Source organism: Kitasatospora sp. NPDC096204 (assembly GCF_044763205.1).
Taxonomy (GTDB): domain Bacteria; phylum Actinomycetota; class Actinomycetes; order Streptomycetales; family Streptomycetaceae; genus Kitasatospora.
In genome coordinates this window covers 227,080-239,543 of sequence record NZ_JBIWFT010000007.1, presented here as the reverse complement: position 1 = coordinate 239,543, position 12,464 = coordinate 227,080, and the positions used below count along the sequence as shown (strand labels likewise).

The 12,464-nt window shown below is 73.3% G+C and carries 14 protein-coding genes and 2 pseudogenes; 6 read left to right on the top strand and 10 right to left on the bottom strand.

Annotated elements, in window-relative coordinates; translation table 11 throughout:
- Positions 1–108: 108 nt before the first annotated feature.
- Together ACIQ87_RS10510 and ACIQ87_RS10505 are read right to left on the bottom strand one after the other, a co-directional pair.
- Positions 109–1,140, bottom strand: coding sequence for a cytochrome P450 (locus ACIQ87_RS10510; protein ID WP_402404563.1), 1,032 nt, complete (start codon positions 1,138–1,140; stop codon positions 109–111).
- Between the two features lie 232 nt (positions 1,141–1,372).
- Positions 1,373–2,868, bottom strand: a pseudogene (locus ACIQ87_RS10505) (alpha/beta hydrolase family protein).
- A 337-nt stretch (positions 2,869–3,205) separates the two neighbouring features.
- Between ACIQ87_RS10505 and ACIQ87_RS10500 the strand changes: the two are divergent.
- Positions 3,206–4,621 carry a sensor histidine kinase gene (locus tag ACIQ87_RS10500; protein WP_402404513.1) on the top strand — a complete coding sequence of 472 codons (1,416 nt, stop codon included), beginning with the start codon at positions 3,206–3,208 and terminating at the stop codon, positions 4,619–4,621.
- Positions 4,618–5,280 carry a response regulator gene (locus tag ACIQ87_RS10495; RefSeq protein ID WP_402404510.1) on the top strand — a complete coding sequence of 221 codons (663 nt, stop codon included), beginning with the start codon at positions 4,618–4,620 and terminating at the stop codon, positions 5,278–5,280. The genes ACIQ87_RS10500 and ACIQ87_RS10495 overlap by 4 nt, the downstream gene beginning before the upstream one ends.
- Positions 5,281–5,414: 134 nt before the next feature.
- On the opposite strand, the gene ACIQ87_RS10490 is transcribed toward ACIQ87_RS10495, so the two are convergent.
- Positions 5,415–5,915: a hypothetical protein gene (locus ACIQ87_RS10490; protein WP_402404507.1), complete on the bottom strand. Its 501-nt coding sequence runs from the start codon at positions 5,913–5,915 to the stop codon at positions 5,415–5,417.
- Between the two features lie 99 nt (positions 5,916–6,014).
- Here ACIQ87_RS10490 and ACIQ87_RS10485 point away from each other — a divergent pair, with 99 nt between their 5' ends.
- Positions 6,015–6,515: a winged helix-turn-helix transcriptional regulator gene (locus ACIQ87_RS10485; protein ID WP_402404504.1), complete on the top strand. Its 501-nt coding sequence runs from the start codon at positions 6,015–6,017 to the stop codon at positions 6,513–6,515.
- Positions 6,516–6,658: 143 nt separating this feature from the next.
- Here the strand turns inward: ACIQ87_RS10485 and ACIQ87_RS10480 are convergent.
- The 7 genes and pseudogenes from ACIQ87_RS10480 to ACIQ87_RS10450 form a co-directional block, all read right to left on the bottom strand.
- Positions 6,659–6,733, bottom strand: a pseudogene (locus ACIQ87_RS10480) (DUF397 domain-containing protein); the annotation flags it as partial.
- Positions 6,734–6,916: 183 nt separating this feature from the next.
- Complete coding sequence (locus tag ACIQ87_RS10475) at positions 6,917–7,150, bottom strand: DUF397 domain-containing protein (protein ID WP_402404501.1); 234 nt, start codon at positions 7,148–7,150, stop codon at positions 6,917–6,919.
- Positions 7,151–7,416: 266 nt separating this feature from the next.
- Complete coding sequence (locus ACIQ87_RS10470) at positions 7,417–7,608, bottom strand: DUF397 domain-containing protein (protein ID WP_402404498.1); 192 nt, start codon at positions 7,606–7,608, stop codon at positions 7,417–7,419.
- 133 nt (positions 7,609–7,741) lie between these two features.
- Positions 7,742–7,945 carry a DUF397 domain-containing protein gene (locus ACIQ87_RS10465; RefSeq protein ID WP_402404496.1) on the bottom strand — a complete coding sequence of 68 codons (204 nt, stop codon included), beginning with the start codon at positions 7,943–7,945 and terminating at the stop codon, positions 7,742–7,744.
- The gene (locus tag ACIQ87_RS10460) at positions 7,938–8,339 is read right to left on the bottom strand and encodes a DUF5753 domain-containing protein (protein ID WP_402404560.1); all 402 of its coding nucleotides are present in this window, start codon (positions 8,337–8,339) and stop codon (positions 7,938–7,940) included. Before ACIQ87_RS10460 ends, ACIQ87_RS10465 begins: the two co-directional genes overlap by 8 nt.
- A 262-nt stretch (positions 8,340–8,601) precedes the next feature.
- Positions 8,602–8,835, bottom strand: a complete 234-nt coding sequence (locus ACIQ87_RS10455; protein ID WP_402404493.1) for a DUF397 domain-containing protein — start codon at positions 8,833–8,835, stop codon at positions 8,602–8,604.
- Positions 8,832–9,737: a helix-turn-helix domain-containing protein gene (locus ACIQ87_RS10450; protein ID WP_402404491.1), complete on the bottom strand. Its 906-nt coding sequence runs from the start codon at positions 9,735–9,737 to the stop codon at positions 8,832–8,834. The genes ACIQ87_RS10455 and ACIQ87_RS10450 overlap by 4 nt, the downstream gene beginning before the upstream one ends.
- Before the next feature lie 411 nt (positions 9,738–10,148).
- Here ACIQ87_RS10450 and ACIQ87_RS10445 point away from each other — a divergent pair, with 411 nt between their 5' ends.
- The 3 genes from ACIQ87_RS10445 (at position 10,149) to ACIQ87_RS10435 (ending at position 12,248) form a co-directional block, all read left to right on the top strand.
- On the top strand, positions 10,149–10,559 hold the full coding sequence (locus tag ACIQ87_RS10445) for an ATP-binding protein (RefSeq protein WP_402404488.1): 411 nt from the start codon (positions 10,149–10,151) through the stop codon (positions 10,557–10,559).
- A gap of 15 nt (positions 10,560–10,574) precedes the next feature.
- On the top strand, positions 10,575–11,126 hold the full coding sequence (locus tag ACIQ87_RS10440) for a hypothetical protein (protein ID WP_402404485.1): 552 nt from the start codon (positions 10,575–10,577) through the stop codon (positions 11,124–11,126).
- Between the two features lie 351 nt (positions 11,127–11,477).
- A complete protein-coding gene (locus ACIQ87_RS10435) occupies positions 11,478–12,248 on the top strand; it encodes a hypothetical protein (protein ID WP_402404482.1) in 771 nt (256 codons plus the stop codon).
- Positions 12,249–12,464 lie beyond the last annotated feature (216 nt).

Genomic DNA, 12,464 nt, shown 5'->3' with positions numbered 1-12,464 from the left:
GGCTCCGCCCGGCTCCGCCCGGCTCCGCCCGGCTCCGCCCGGCTCCGCCCGGCTCCGCCCGGCTCCGCCCGGCTCCGCCCGGCTCCGCCCGGCTCCGCCCGGCTCCGATCAGGGGGCCGGGGCGGCTGCGGCGGGCTCGGGGACGATCCACAGTTCGGCGGGGCCGTTGACGACGGCGGGCTCCATGCGGGCGGGCGCCGGCCTGGAGGGGTCGAGGCCGGTGCCGGGGTAGGCGCTGAAGAGGCCGTCCAGGGCGACCTCGGCCTTCAGGCGGGCCAGGGGCGCGCCGAGGCAGAAGTGCGGGCCGTGGCCGAAGGCCAGGTGCTCCTTGCTGGGGCGGGTCGGGTCGAAGTCGTCCGGCCGGTCCGGCTGGAGCTGCGGGTCCCGGCCGGCCGCGCCGAAGCCGAGCAGGATCGACTCGCCCCGGCGGATGACCGCGGTCTTGTACCCGACGCCGAGCATCAGGAACAGCGTGTCGCGGGACTCCTGTTCGCTCTGGCCCGTGCCCTCGCCGGTGGCGACGGCGGCCACGTCGCTGGCGAGGTCGGGTCCGGGCTCGCGCCGTTTGCGGTCCAGCAGTTCGGCCGGCGCCACGTCGATCCGCGCCCGGTGGGGCGCCGTCTGCTCGGTCGTCGTGGTCGTCGTCACCATGATGTCCATCGCGCCGCCGATGCGGGGTCGCAGGTCGGCGGGCACGCCGAACAGGTCGCAGATCACCGTCATGGTCAGCGGCCGCGACAGGGCCAGGCGCACGTCCACGGCCCCGTCCGGGCCCAGGTCGCGCAGCGCGGCGACGAGGTCGGCGGTCGTCGCCTCGATCCCCGGCCGCAGCGCGGCCACCCGGCGCGGCGAGAACGAGGGCGTCATCCGCCGCCGGCCCGAACGGTGCTCGTCGCCGTACAGGTTGAAGAAGTTCTGCTGCAGCGCGAGCGGCCCCATCGGCCACCCCTCGGGCACCGCCGCCAGACCGGGCCGGTGCCTGCGCGGCTCGCGCGAGATCCGCGGATCGCCGGCCAGGGCGCGGATCACCGAACCGCGGGTCACCGACCAGGCGGTGATCCCGTCGGGGAGTTCGGCCCGCACGGCGGGCCCGGCGGCGCGCAGCCGCGCGTTCTGCCGGTGCGGGGCCCGGGCGGTCATGTCCAGCACCGGGCAGCTCTGGAGCCATGCCTTGTTCCTCAGGATCTCTCAGGATCTTTCGGGGCCTCCTGGGGGGCTTTCCCGGGGGCCTTCCGGGGCCCTCGCGGGCTCGCCCCGGCGGCCGTGCCGGGGCACGGCCCACCGCGTCCGGGGTCTGGACCCCGTTGTAGAGCGGCGCGGTGCGCCCGTCAACGGGGCCCCGGCACGTCCGGCCCCGCCCGTCGCCCGGGTCTCACCCGCCCCCGCCCGGGCGCACGACGCCGAGGCTGCCGTAGGCCCGCAGGACGTCGGCCGGGTCGCCGGGGTCGCCCCGCAGGGCGGAGTCCAGGAAGGCGAGGGTGGCCGCGGCGACGACGCGCGGACCCTCGGTGCGGCCCAGGGAGCCGACGAGCGAGGGGACCGGCGGCAGGTACAGGGGGCCGTCCGTGAAGGTGAGGTGGGCGGCGCCGGGGACGGTGAGCCGGTAGCTCGTCGCGGTGGTGGAGGCGAGCGCCCCGGTGAGGCGGGGCAGGTAGCGCGGGTCGGTCGCCGGGGTGAGCGCCTGGGTGAGCGCGAGCACCGGCCGGCCGAGGGCGGGGGAGGCGGGGCCGTGGGGGAAGCCGTCCAGGTCGACGACGGCCTGGAAGCGGCGGTCCTGACGGGCCGCCTGCAGGGCGGCCGCGCCGCCCATGGAGTGGCCGGCCACCGCGGCCCGGCCGGTGTCCAGGCGCCCGGCCAGCGGGTCGGCGCCCTCGCCCCGGTCCAGGGCCTCCAGCCGGCCGAGGACGAAGCCGAGGTCAGCGGCCCGCACCGCCGTCCAGCCGGCCGCCGGCTCCTCGTCCTTGTCCCGGTCGCCGCTGGAGGAGGTCTCGGAGGTGAGCGTGCGGCCGTCGGCGAGGACGACGGCCGCGGAGTCGTACGGGTGGTCGAGGGCGGCGACGACGTAGCCGTGGCTGGCCAACTCCTCCGCCCAGGCGGTGTTCTGGGTGCGCACCCCGCCCGAGCCGGGCGAGAACAGCACCACCGGGAACCGTTCGCCCCCACCGTCCACCGGGGCGTCGAAGACCGAGCGGCTGCGGGCCCGCGCGACACCGTCCATCAGGAAGCCCGGCAGACCGACGCCGCCGGCCAGCGCCGCGGCGACGGTGCGCGCCTCCTGCCGGGTGCGGCCGAGGTACTGGGCCCGCCGCGCGCCCGCGGGGCCCTGCCGCGCCGGGTACCAGAGCTGGACCACGACGGTGCGCCGGTCGTCCGGATCGGCGGTGAAGGTCTCGGGGCGGCCCTGGTCGGTCCACTGCACGACGCGGGTGCCCACCGCGAAACCGCCCGACGGCTCGGGGAACACGGGCACGGGGAAGGCCCAGGCGGACAGCGGGCCCGCGGCGATCAACCCGGCGCAGGCCGCCGAGGCCGGCAGCGCCAGCCACCAGCGGGCCCGCCACGCCGGCCGGGACGGCGCCGCAGCGGGCGCAGCAGGGGGAACAGGGCGAACGGCAGCGCGAGGGCGGCGCCGGCCAGCACCGGCAGCAGCTGCCAGCGGATCCCCGTCACGCCCAGCGCGACGGCGCACGGCACGAGGACCGCCACCGCCGCGATCGTGGCGCGCGCCCGGGCGGCGGGGGGAAGCCAGCGCGCCGCCACCAGCGCGAGGGCGCCCAGCAGGGCGAGGATCTCCAGGGGGGACATGGGCAGTCCCGCGGTGTTCTCGGTCACCCGGTCATGCTCGGCGCCGGGCGCGCGCCGCCGCATCGCCCACCGGTGGCCGCCGCACTGCGACCGGGGGCGCAGTGCGCGCCAGCGCCCGTACGACCGCGGGCGGCACCCGGGCACGCCGCGGCGTGCCCGGCCTGCGACCACGGGAGGTGGTCGGGCTCCTCCTGCGGTCGTACCCCGGCACTGTGCGCTCCGACGGTGGGATCATGTGCCGCGCGCTCCCGCGGCCTACCGTGACAGGGCCGCGGTACGTGCCGGGCGGCGCGCGCGGCGTACGGTCCCCGTACCCGGCCGGCCCGGGGCCGGCAGTTCGCGGCGGCCGGCCCGGCGGGGGCGGCCGTGAGCCATGACGCCGAATCGACAGGGACGTGCGATGACCGAGGCGGCCGCCGAACCCGGCCAGGCCCACCAGACCCAGCAGACCCACCGGGCCCGCCAGTTGGACCGCTGGGACCGGACACGGGCGCGGGCGCGCTGGGCGAGGACGGCCCCACGGCTGACGGGCTGCGCCGACCGGGCCCGCGCCCGCGCGGCGCGACCGGTGGCGGCCGCCGGGCGCCGGGCCTCCCGGTTGCCGCCCGCGGTGTGGGAGGCGCTGCTGCCCGCGCTCCTGCTCCTCAACGCCGTCACCACCCGCGCACCGCACGAACTTCCGGCGGCCGCCGCCCTGACCGCCGCCCTCGTGCTGCCCCTGCCGTGGCGGCGCCGGGCCCCGCTCGCCGTGTTCGGCGCCGTGGCGGCCGCGGCCCTCGTCCAGTGGCTGATGGGCGTCCAACTCCCCGCCGACATCGCCCTGTTGATAGCCCTCTACACGGTAGCCGCGCACACCGGCCGACGCGGCACGCTCCTCGCCGCGGCCGTCACACAGACGGGCGTCCTGCTGGCCTGCCTGCGCTGGGCACCGGACGGCGCGTTCCTGACCCCCTTCGTCGCCCTCACCGCGACGACCGTCGCCGCCGCCGTCCTCGGCGTGAACGCCCGCACCACACGCGCCTACCTCGCCGCCCTGGAGGAACGCGCCGCACGCCTGGAACGGGAGCGCGAACAGCGCGCGCGACTGGCCGTCGCCGAGGAACGCGCCCGCATCACCCGGGAGATGCACGACATCGTCACCCACAACCTGTCCGTCATGGTCGCGCTCACCGACGCCGCCCTCTACGCGCAGCACCGCTCGCCCGAGCGGGCCACCACCGCGATGCTCCGCACATCCGAGACCGGCCGGCAGGCCCTGACCGACATGCGGCGCTCCCTGGGCGTCCTGCGCACCGACGAACCCGACGCGCAACGCCACCCGCTGCCCGGCATCGCCCAACTCCAGGCCCTCGCCGACCAGATGGGCGCCGCCGGACTGCCCACCCGCCTCGACGTCCACGGCGGCCACACCCACATCCCCGCCACCGCGGGGCTCACCGTCTACCGCCTGGTCCAGGAAGCCCTGACCAACACCCTCAAGCACGCACCCGCCGGCACCCGCGCGATGGTCCGCCTGCGGTGCACGACCGCGGCCGTCACCGTGGACGTCACCGACGACGGCCCCCACCCACCGCACCCCGCACCCCCCGCCCCGGCCTCCGCGCCCGCCTGCGCACCGCCCGGCCACGGCAGCCCCGGCCACGGCATCCCCGGCATGCGCGAACGCGCCGCCGCCTACGGCGGGACACTGCGCGCCGGCCCCCGGCCCGGCGGCGGCTGGGCGGTCCACACCCGCCTGCTCCTCGACCCCCTCGACCCCGTCGACCCCCACGGCCCCGTCGACCCCCTCGACAGCGGCGCGGCGGTGCCCGCATGACGATCCGCATCCTGATCGCCGACGACGAGGCACTGCTGCGCATGGCCTTCGCCACCGTCCTGGAAGCCCAGCCCGACATGGCACCGGTCGGCGAGGCCGCCGACGGCGCCCAGGCCGTCCACCTCGCCCGGCAGCTGCGCCCCGACGTCGTCCTCATGGACGTCCGGATGCCCGGGATGGACGGGATCGAGGCGACCCGCCAGGTCGTCGGCGCCTGCCCGGGCAGCAGGGTGCTGATCCTCACCACCTTCGACCTGGACGAGTACGCCTTCGCCGGGCTCAACGCCGGGGCCTCGGGCTTCCTGCTGAAGAACACCAGGCCCGAGGAGCTGCTCACCGCGATCCGCAACGTCGCCGCGGGCGACGCGGTGATCTCCCCGCGGATCACCCGCCGCCTGCTGGAGAACGCCCGCCCGCACCTGCCCGGCGGCCGCAGCGCCGAGAACGACGAGCGGCTGGCCCGGCTCAGCGCCCGCGAACGCGAGGTGCTCGTCCAGGTGGGCCGCGGCCTGTCCAACGCCGAGATCGCGGCCGCCCTGTACCTCGCGGAGGCGACCGTGAAGTCCCATCTGGGACGGATCCTGCACAAGCTCGACCTGCGCGACCGGATCCAGGCCGTGGTCTTCGCCTACGAGAGCCGCCTCGTCCACCCGGCCTGACCGGCCCGGCGCGCGCGGGCGGCCCGCAGCACCGAGCGGCCCGCCCACCGTGCACAGGAAGTCGAGCGGCCCGTCGTGCACAGGAAGTCGACCCCGCCGACTTCCTGTGCACGGCGCGGCCCGCAGCGCCGGGGTCAGGGCAGCAGGGCGCGTTCGGCGCGGCTGGCGGCGATCCGCTCACGCGCCAGCGCCCGGGCGCGACCGCTGTCGCCGTCGCCGCCGAGCCGGGCGAGGATCGCCGCCAGCGGCCTGATCCGCCCCCAGCCGCCCCAGTGGCCCTCCGGGATCTGCGTGGGGAAGACCCAGACGCGGCCGGGATCGCGCGGCCAGGCGCCGTCCTCGGCGTCCAGGATCGCCTCGGTGACCTCGGCGATGACACCCGCCCGCTTCCGCTCGTCGAGCTGCCCCTCGGGTACCGACGGCACGACCTTGTAGCGGGGCGCGTCCGCGGGCTTCCCGCCGACGAACACGGCCGCCGGCCGGTGCAGGAACAGCCACGACACGGACCGGGCCACCGGATCGGCGGGGTCGAACCCCTCATGGCGGATCAGGATCTCGGTGATCCGCTCCATCAGCGCCGCCTCGGCGTCGGGCCGCAGTGCACCGTCGGGAACGTACACGTCGAGCATGGGCATGGCCGAACCCCCTGTGGGTTTAGTTTTTAAACTCAGAACCTGACCGGAGGCTACCTCCGCTGAGTGCAGTTCGTAAACCCAGATCGGTAGGCTGGCCCCATGGAGACACGGCGGATCGACCCGGTGAACTGCTCGGTGGCACGCGCCCTCTCGGTGGTGGGGGAACGCTGGTCCCTGCTGATCGTCCGTGAGGCACTCGACGGCGCCCACCGCTTCGGCGAGTTCCACACCCGCCTCGGCATCGCCAAGAACCTCCTCGCCAACCGACTCGACACCCTGGTCACCGCCGGAGTCCTGCGCCGCGTCCCCTACCGCGAACCCGGCGACCGCCAGCGCTTCGCCTACGAGCTCACCGAACAGGGCCACGCGCTGCGCCCGACCCTCATCGCGCTCCTGGAGTGGGGCGACACCTACCTCGCCGATCCCCAGGGCCCGTCGGTCGTCGTGCGCCACCAGCCCGCCGACGACACGAACCCGTGCGACGCCCCGGTCAGGGTCGTCCTGGAATGCGCCGCGGGCCACGGCCACCTCGCCCCGCAGGACGTCCGCCGCGCCCCCGGCCCGGGCGCCCGCTTCGTGGAGGCGCCGTCCCCGACGTGACCGGCGAAGCGGTCGAACGCGCCGCACCGGTGCGCAGGAAGTTGACCCGCCGACTTCCTGCGCACCGGTGCGGCGACGGCCTGTCCGGTCTCCTCCCAGGTTTCGGCTCGGATCTCGCCGAACTCGCCGCTGCGGAGGGCGGTGACGAACGACGCCCAGGCCTCGGTAGCGAAGGTCGAGGCCGGTTCGCTGGGTTCCTTGGAATCACGAGCAGGGATCAGCGGCCGGTGGTTGGCGCACTGCGGGGATCACCCCGCAGCGCCAGCCGGCCAGGCGTCTGCGGATGTTCGCCACCATCGGCGCGATTCAGGCGGGCTTGCCGGAGTTGCTGTGGGACCAGTTGCGAGGTGGGCGGGCCCGGGGGCTGATTCGCCATGGTCCGCCCATCCGTCATTCACCCGCTACGGCTGGACCGGGAACTCGCCCGCCTTGACGGCGTCGAGGAAGTTCTGAAAAGCCGCGGGGGTGAACTCCAGGACGGGGCCGCGCCGGTCCTGCTTGGTGTCGCGCACCGGGACGGTGCCGGCCGGGGTCACCCCGACCTCGATGCAGTTGCCGTTCTCGCTGCTGCTGTAGCTGGACTTGGCCCAGCTGTAGCCGCCCTGGTCGAGGGTGATGCCGTCGTACATGGTCATCCTCTCCGTCGTCCCCGACTCGGCTTGTTCGTCAGGGTTGCCTGCAAGTATGACCGCGTCGCTGCGGGGCTGAGCCGCCTGGACATGGGGACCTCGAACGGGCGGCTGTGGCGGGTGAGATTCGCGAGACGGTCCGTGAAGGCCTGGTGCTGGCCGGTGTAGGCGACACCATCGCCAAGCAGGTCGCTGAACAGGTGGACGGCGAAGGAACAGACCGCGGGCCCGGGCCGTTCGCGGCCCGGGCCCACGGATGCCGGACCGGGGGCTCAGACCTCGCCGAACTCGCCGCTGCGAACAGCGACGACAAAGTTCGACCAGGCGTCGGCCGGGAAGGCCAGGGTGGGTCCCTCGGGGTCCTTCGAGTCGCGAACAGGGACGACGCCGGGCAGGCTGTCGGATACCTCGATGCACTGCCCGCCGTTGCTGCTGTAGCTGGACTTGAACCAGTCGAGGGTCATATCGCCTCCGTAGCTCGCGGGGTCATCGCCACCGAGTCCGCCTGTGAAAGGGCATGTGTTTGTAGCTGATAGTAGGCCGCCAACGCGGCTGTCACTGTGCTGGTGTCCCGCTCCAGCCGGTCCACATGATGCGTCAGTCGTCACCGAACTCGCCGGAGCGAACGGCGACGACGAAGTTCCACCAGGCGTCGACCGGGAAGGCCAGGGTGGGGCCCTCGGGGTCCTTGGAGTCGCGGACGGGAACCTGGCTGGAGGACCCGATCCCCACCTCAACGCATTGTCCCTGCTGGGCGCTGTACGAGCTCTTGCGCCAAGCGGCGTTGTGCAGGTCAGCCATGTTCAAAACCCTTCCGCACTTCTCGAACGAACTCGATGCTCGCGGCCCGGGACAACGCCTCGACCTGGAGGTGACCGTACTCACTGGCCCACGCGGCCAGTGTCTCCGGATCGCGTTCAAGGAAGCCCCGCTTCTGCGTCTCCCCGTAGCCAACCATGGCCCTGTTCGGCGTCGTCAGCAACGTAATCGGGTGGGCAAACGGCCTGAGTTCGCCCAGTGAGGACGGGCTGACCTGAAGAAGTACGCGAGGTCGAGTCGCAAGCATCTCCAGGTGCTGCAGTTGCTCGACCATGACGTCGCGGCTGCCGATAGCCGGCCGCAACGCCCCTTCGTCTATGACCACATGGATGAGTGGTGCGGGATCGCGTGTGAGGACTCGCTTCCTGTGGAGCAGCAGCTCGGTTCGCTCGTCGGCTTGTTGCTGCGTCGAGGCGCCCCGACTGACCAGTGCCCCTGGTGCGCGCGGGTGCGCAGGACTGTCGGTTGGAGGTCGGCACCTGAGACAGGGCCGCTATGCGTCAGTTGACGATTCAGTGGGCCCGTCGGAATTGTTGTGGGGGCCACTTGCGTTCATTGTCGCGGCCAGGTGGTATGCAAGAAGATGGGTGGGCCCCGGCGGCTGATTCGCCAGGGTCCACCCATCCACCATTCACCCGTTACGGCTGGACCGGGAACTCGCCTGCCTTGACGGCGTCGAGGAAGTTCTGGAAGGCCGCGGGGGTGAACTCCAGGACGGGGCCGCGCCGGTGCTGCTTGGTGTCGCGCACCGGGACGGTGCCGGCCGGGGTTCGGCCGACCTCGACGCAGTTGCCGTTCTCACCGGCCGAGTAGCTGGACTTGGCCCAGCTGTAGCCGCCCTGGTCGAGGGTGGTGCCGTCGTGCATGGTCATCCTCTCAGTTGTCCCCAACTCGTACTGTTCGTCAGGGTTGCCTGCAAGTATGACCGGCTCGCTGCGGGGTCGAGCGCCTGGGACATAAGGACCTCGAACTGGCGGTTGCGACGGGTGAGATTCGCGAGACGGTCCGCGAACGCCAGGTTCTGTTCGGTGTAGGCGACGCCATCGCCGGGCAGGTCGCTGAACAGGTAGACAGCGAAGGAACCGGCTGCTCCGACGTGGTAGCCGGATTCTTCGGTGAGCACTTGAATCGTGACGTTGTCCATCTCGCATACCGCGATCAGATGCTCCAGCTGGCGGCACATCACATCGTGATCGCCGACGAGCATGCGGAGGGCGCCGGCGCCGATGATGAAGCGGGCCTGAGGCGCCCTCTCACCGAACAGCACCTGCTTGCGTAGCTCTGTGCGTTCGACGACCTTTTCGAGTGGCAGCGGATTGTCCGCCTTCAGCAGGAAGCGTTCGCGGGAAATGACAGCCTCGGTATAGGCGGCGGTCTGCAACAACCCAGGCAGGATGTTGGGTTCCCAGTTCTTGACGAGCTTCGCCAGCTTCTCGGCCTCGACCAGGGCGCTGAACGACGGGTGCATGTCCTCGTCAGTCCACCAGCCGTGTTCCTTGCTCTGCTTAGCCATCTCCCTGAGCGAGTTGGCAGTGGGTTGGTCCAGGTTGAACTGAGTGACCCACGAGTTCACATCGTGGACCTTGATGATGTTCCGGCCAGTCTCCAGGCGGCGGACGATCGCGGCCGACAGGCCAAGGGCGTCGCCGAGCTGTTCGCGGGTGAGCTTGTTGCGTTCGCGGATCCGGCGGAGCCGGCCGCCGAGGAGATGTCGAAGGAACGGCACGCCGGAGGGGCGCTCGTCCTGCTCTTCGTTCGTGGCCTCTTCGTCCATGCCCCACCCCTATCAGCTGCGACTGATGCCTCGTCAAGTCTGCCGTCTGCAAGCGATGGGCGCCAGCTAGCCACCATCGTCAATTGACGGTGATAGCGCATGTTGCAATTCCATCCCGAGTGCGAGACTGTAGCAGCGGACTCACTGAGAGTGGCTCGTTTTGCACTCTGGGTGATCTATCTATCGCCGTGCTCGCCGGGGGTTTCCCATGCATGAGTCGCTGCGCCCTGCCCCGCACCCGGGCGCTCCGTCAGCTGCAAGCCGCCACCAGCCCGCCCTTCACTGGGTCCCCCGCTGATCAGAACCCCACGGTCGGACCTCCATGGCTACGGTCCGGCCGTTCGCTTCAGCAATAGCCGCCCAGCGCACCCCTTGAGGCACTTCACCATGCTCAAAACTCACCGGCCCCGCATGTTCGTCGCGCGCCTCGACTCCTGCGTCGAATCCACGCCCATGGCCCGGTACATGCTCCGGGCCTACCTCTCCGGGCTGCCCTCGGGCGAACGGTACGGCGACACCGCCGAACTCCTCCTCGGCGAACTCTTCGCCAACGCCGTTCAGCACTCCGACGCGCCCGACGACCGGCACATCGAGGTCCGCTTCTCGCTCGTCAGCTCCCGCCTCCGACTCGAAGTCCACGACGCCGGCTCCGGGTGCCCGGCCCTCCACGTGCCGTCCCCGGACGACGAGCGCGGGCGCGGACTGTTCCTCGTCAACAGGCTCGCCGAACGCTGGGGCTGTGCCTCCCGGCCGGGCGGGATCGGCAAGTTCGTCTGGGCCCACATCGCCCCCACCCCCACGCCTGCCCTCGTCACCGTCTGAAAGCCCGAGCCCCCCGTGAACCTCGCGACCCTCGCCCGTCACACGCTCTCCCGTGGCGCCACCCCCGCCGCCACCTACGCGCTCCTCGCCCGCCTGGGCCACCAGCCCCTGCCCGTCGCGCGGGCCGTGTGCCTGGCCCTCGACATCCCCCACGCCGAGACCATCCGACGCCTGGCCGACTGCCACGACGCCCTCCTCGCCGACCCTCGTCCCGACTCCGAAGCCGACACCGGTGAACTCCTCGAAGCCCTCGGCGTCTTCGACATTCCCGTCGCCCTCGACGCCACCGGCCGCGCCGTCGTCGACCTCTTCCTCACCGCGATCGAGGCGCTGGGCGGCATCCGCCCCGGCCACCAGCACGGCCTCCAGCGCTGGTTCACCACCGGCAACCTCACCGCGGCCTACCTCTCCCTCGCCGCGACCCACCCCCTGCCCCGCACCGGCGACCCCACCACCTACTGGACCACCCTCACCACCGCCGGCGAACTCCTCACCACCACCCCCAACCCCGACCCCCGCCTCAAGTACGCCCTCACCCACTGTCGCACCCAAGCCACCCGCACCTGAACCCCACCGCGCACGAGAAGTCGACCCCGCCGACTTCCTGCGCGCGGTGGCTGGTTGGGGTGGGTTGCGCGGGCCGCTCCGGCTGAGCGGCCCCGCGCCTGAAAGCCTGTGTCGTGCACGAGAAGTCGGCCCCGCCGACTTCCTGCGCATCCCGGCAGGAGCCGACCACGCGCTGCCGCCGCGCGTCGGCGAGCAGCGCCCGAGGGGACACGCCGCCGAGCGGACGGCGGCCATGCGGGGCCGCCTGTGTGCGGGCGGCCCCGCACGGCCGCCCGGGGCCGGTCGCCGCCCGGGGCCCATGGGCCCCGGTGGGCACCGGTCCTGCGTGACGCGGTGTGAGAGCCTGGCCCGGTGCTGCACGACGGACCAGACGACCCTACAGCGGCCCGACCGCCGTGGTGGGCCGCGTACCTGACCCGGCACTGCGCGGTCGCCGACACGGAGCGCGAGCTGGTCGCGGGGTGGTTCGGCACTGACGTCGCCGAGGCCGACGCCGCCTGGGAGACGGCGATGCTGGAGGGACTGGAGGCGCGCCTGCCCTTCGGAGGCGGGCACGCGGTGCTGCTGTACAGCTGCGACCTGCCGACGGACTGGGGAACGGAGTACCTGGTCCTCCACCCCGGCTGGGGCCGGGTGCGGGGCCGTCTCGCCGCCGTCGACACCCGCTTCCCGGAGCCGGAACGCCGGCAGGGGCCGGGCCTGTCCTGGCGGGAGCTGGTCCACCTCGCCGACACGCCGGACCACGCCGCGCCCGGTGTGCACGACCCGTCCGCGCGGCTGCTGCTCCTCCTGCCGACGCTCGGCGACGCCCGACTTCCGCCGGACGCCACCGAGGTGGTGCGGGCTGCGCTGGTCGCCGTCGGGACTCCGCCACAGAACGCGGCGCGCCTTGCGGCCTTCCTCCTGCGGCACCCGCTCTGGGCACCCGCCCACTGGAGCGCACCGCAAGGCCGCCGGCGATGGGGCCGGCCCTGGGCGGCGGAGCGTGAGCGCGCCTTCGCCGGGACCCTCCACTGTGACGTCCCGGGAAGCCCGCGCTTCGCCCGGCAGCTCGCCCACGGCATCACACCCGCGCAGAGCAGGCAGCTCGCCCGGGCGCTCGGGACCTGGCAGCCGCGGTGACGGCCCTTCAGCCCACCGGGTAGGCCGGGTGGGCGGCGAGGTTCCGTCCCGGCCGGCTGTACAACCGCATTTCGGTGGCCTTGAACCCACCCCCGCGCGCGGGAAGTCGACCCCGCCGACTTCCTGTGCGCGGTGGTTGGTTGGGGTGGGTTGCGCGGGCCGCTCTGGCTGAGCGGCCCGTGCGTGAAGGTGAAGGTCTGTGTCGTGCGCGGGAAG

Excerpts from the sequence above, each read along its gene's own strand:
- ACIQ87_RS10465 (WP_402404496.1), bottom strand. The coding sequence starts at position 7,945 with ATGGCTGACCTGCACAACGCCGCTTGGCGCAAGAGCTCGTACAGCGCC.
- ACIQ87_RS10470 (WP_402404498.1), bottom strand. The coding sequence starts at position 7,608 with ATGACCCTCGACTGGTTCAAGTCCAGCTACAGCAGCAACGGCGGGCAG.
- ACIQ87_RS10485 (WP_402404504.1), top strand. The coding sequence starts at position 6,015 with ATGGAGACACGGCGGATCGACCCGGTGAACTGCTCGGTGGCACGCGCC.
- ACIQ87_RS10455 (WP_402404493.1), bottom strand. The coding sequence starts at position 8,835 with ATGACCATGCACGACGGCACCACCCTCGACCAGGGCGGCTACAGCTGG.
- ACIQ87_RS10475 (WP_402404501.1), bottom strand. The coding sequence starts at position 7,150 with ATGACCATGTACGACGGCATCACCCTCGACCAGGGCGGCTACAGCTGG.
- ACIQ87_RS10495 (WP_402404510.1), top strand. The coding sequence starts at position 4,618 with ATGACGATCCGCATCCTGATCGCCGACGACGAGGCACTGCTGCGCATG.
- ACIQ87_RS10490 (WP_402404507.1), bottom strand. The coding sequence starts at position 5,915 with ATGCCCATGCTCGACGTGTACGTTCCCGACGGTGCACTGCGGCCCGAC.
- ACIQ87_RS10500 (WP_402404513.1), top strand. The coding sequence starts at position 3,206 with ATGACCGAGGCGGCCGCCGAACCCGGCCAGGCCCACCAGACCCAGCAG.
- ACIQ87_RS10450 (WP_402404491.1), bottom strand. The coding sequence starts at position 9,737 with ATGGACGAAGAGGCCACGAACGAAGAGCAGGACGAGCGCCCCTCCGGC.
- ACIQ87_RS10445 (WP_402404488.1), top strand. The coding sequence starts at position 10,149 with ATGTTCGTCGCGCGCCTCGACTCCTGCGTCGAATCCACGCCCATGGCC.
- ACIQ87_RS10510 (WP_402404563.1), bottom strand. The coding sequence starts at position 1,140 with ATGACCGCCCGGGCCCCGCACCGGCAGAACGCGCGGCTGCGCGCCGCC.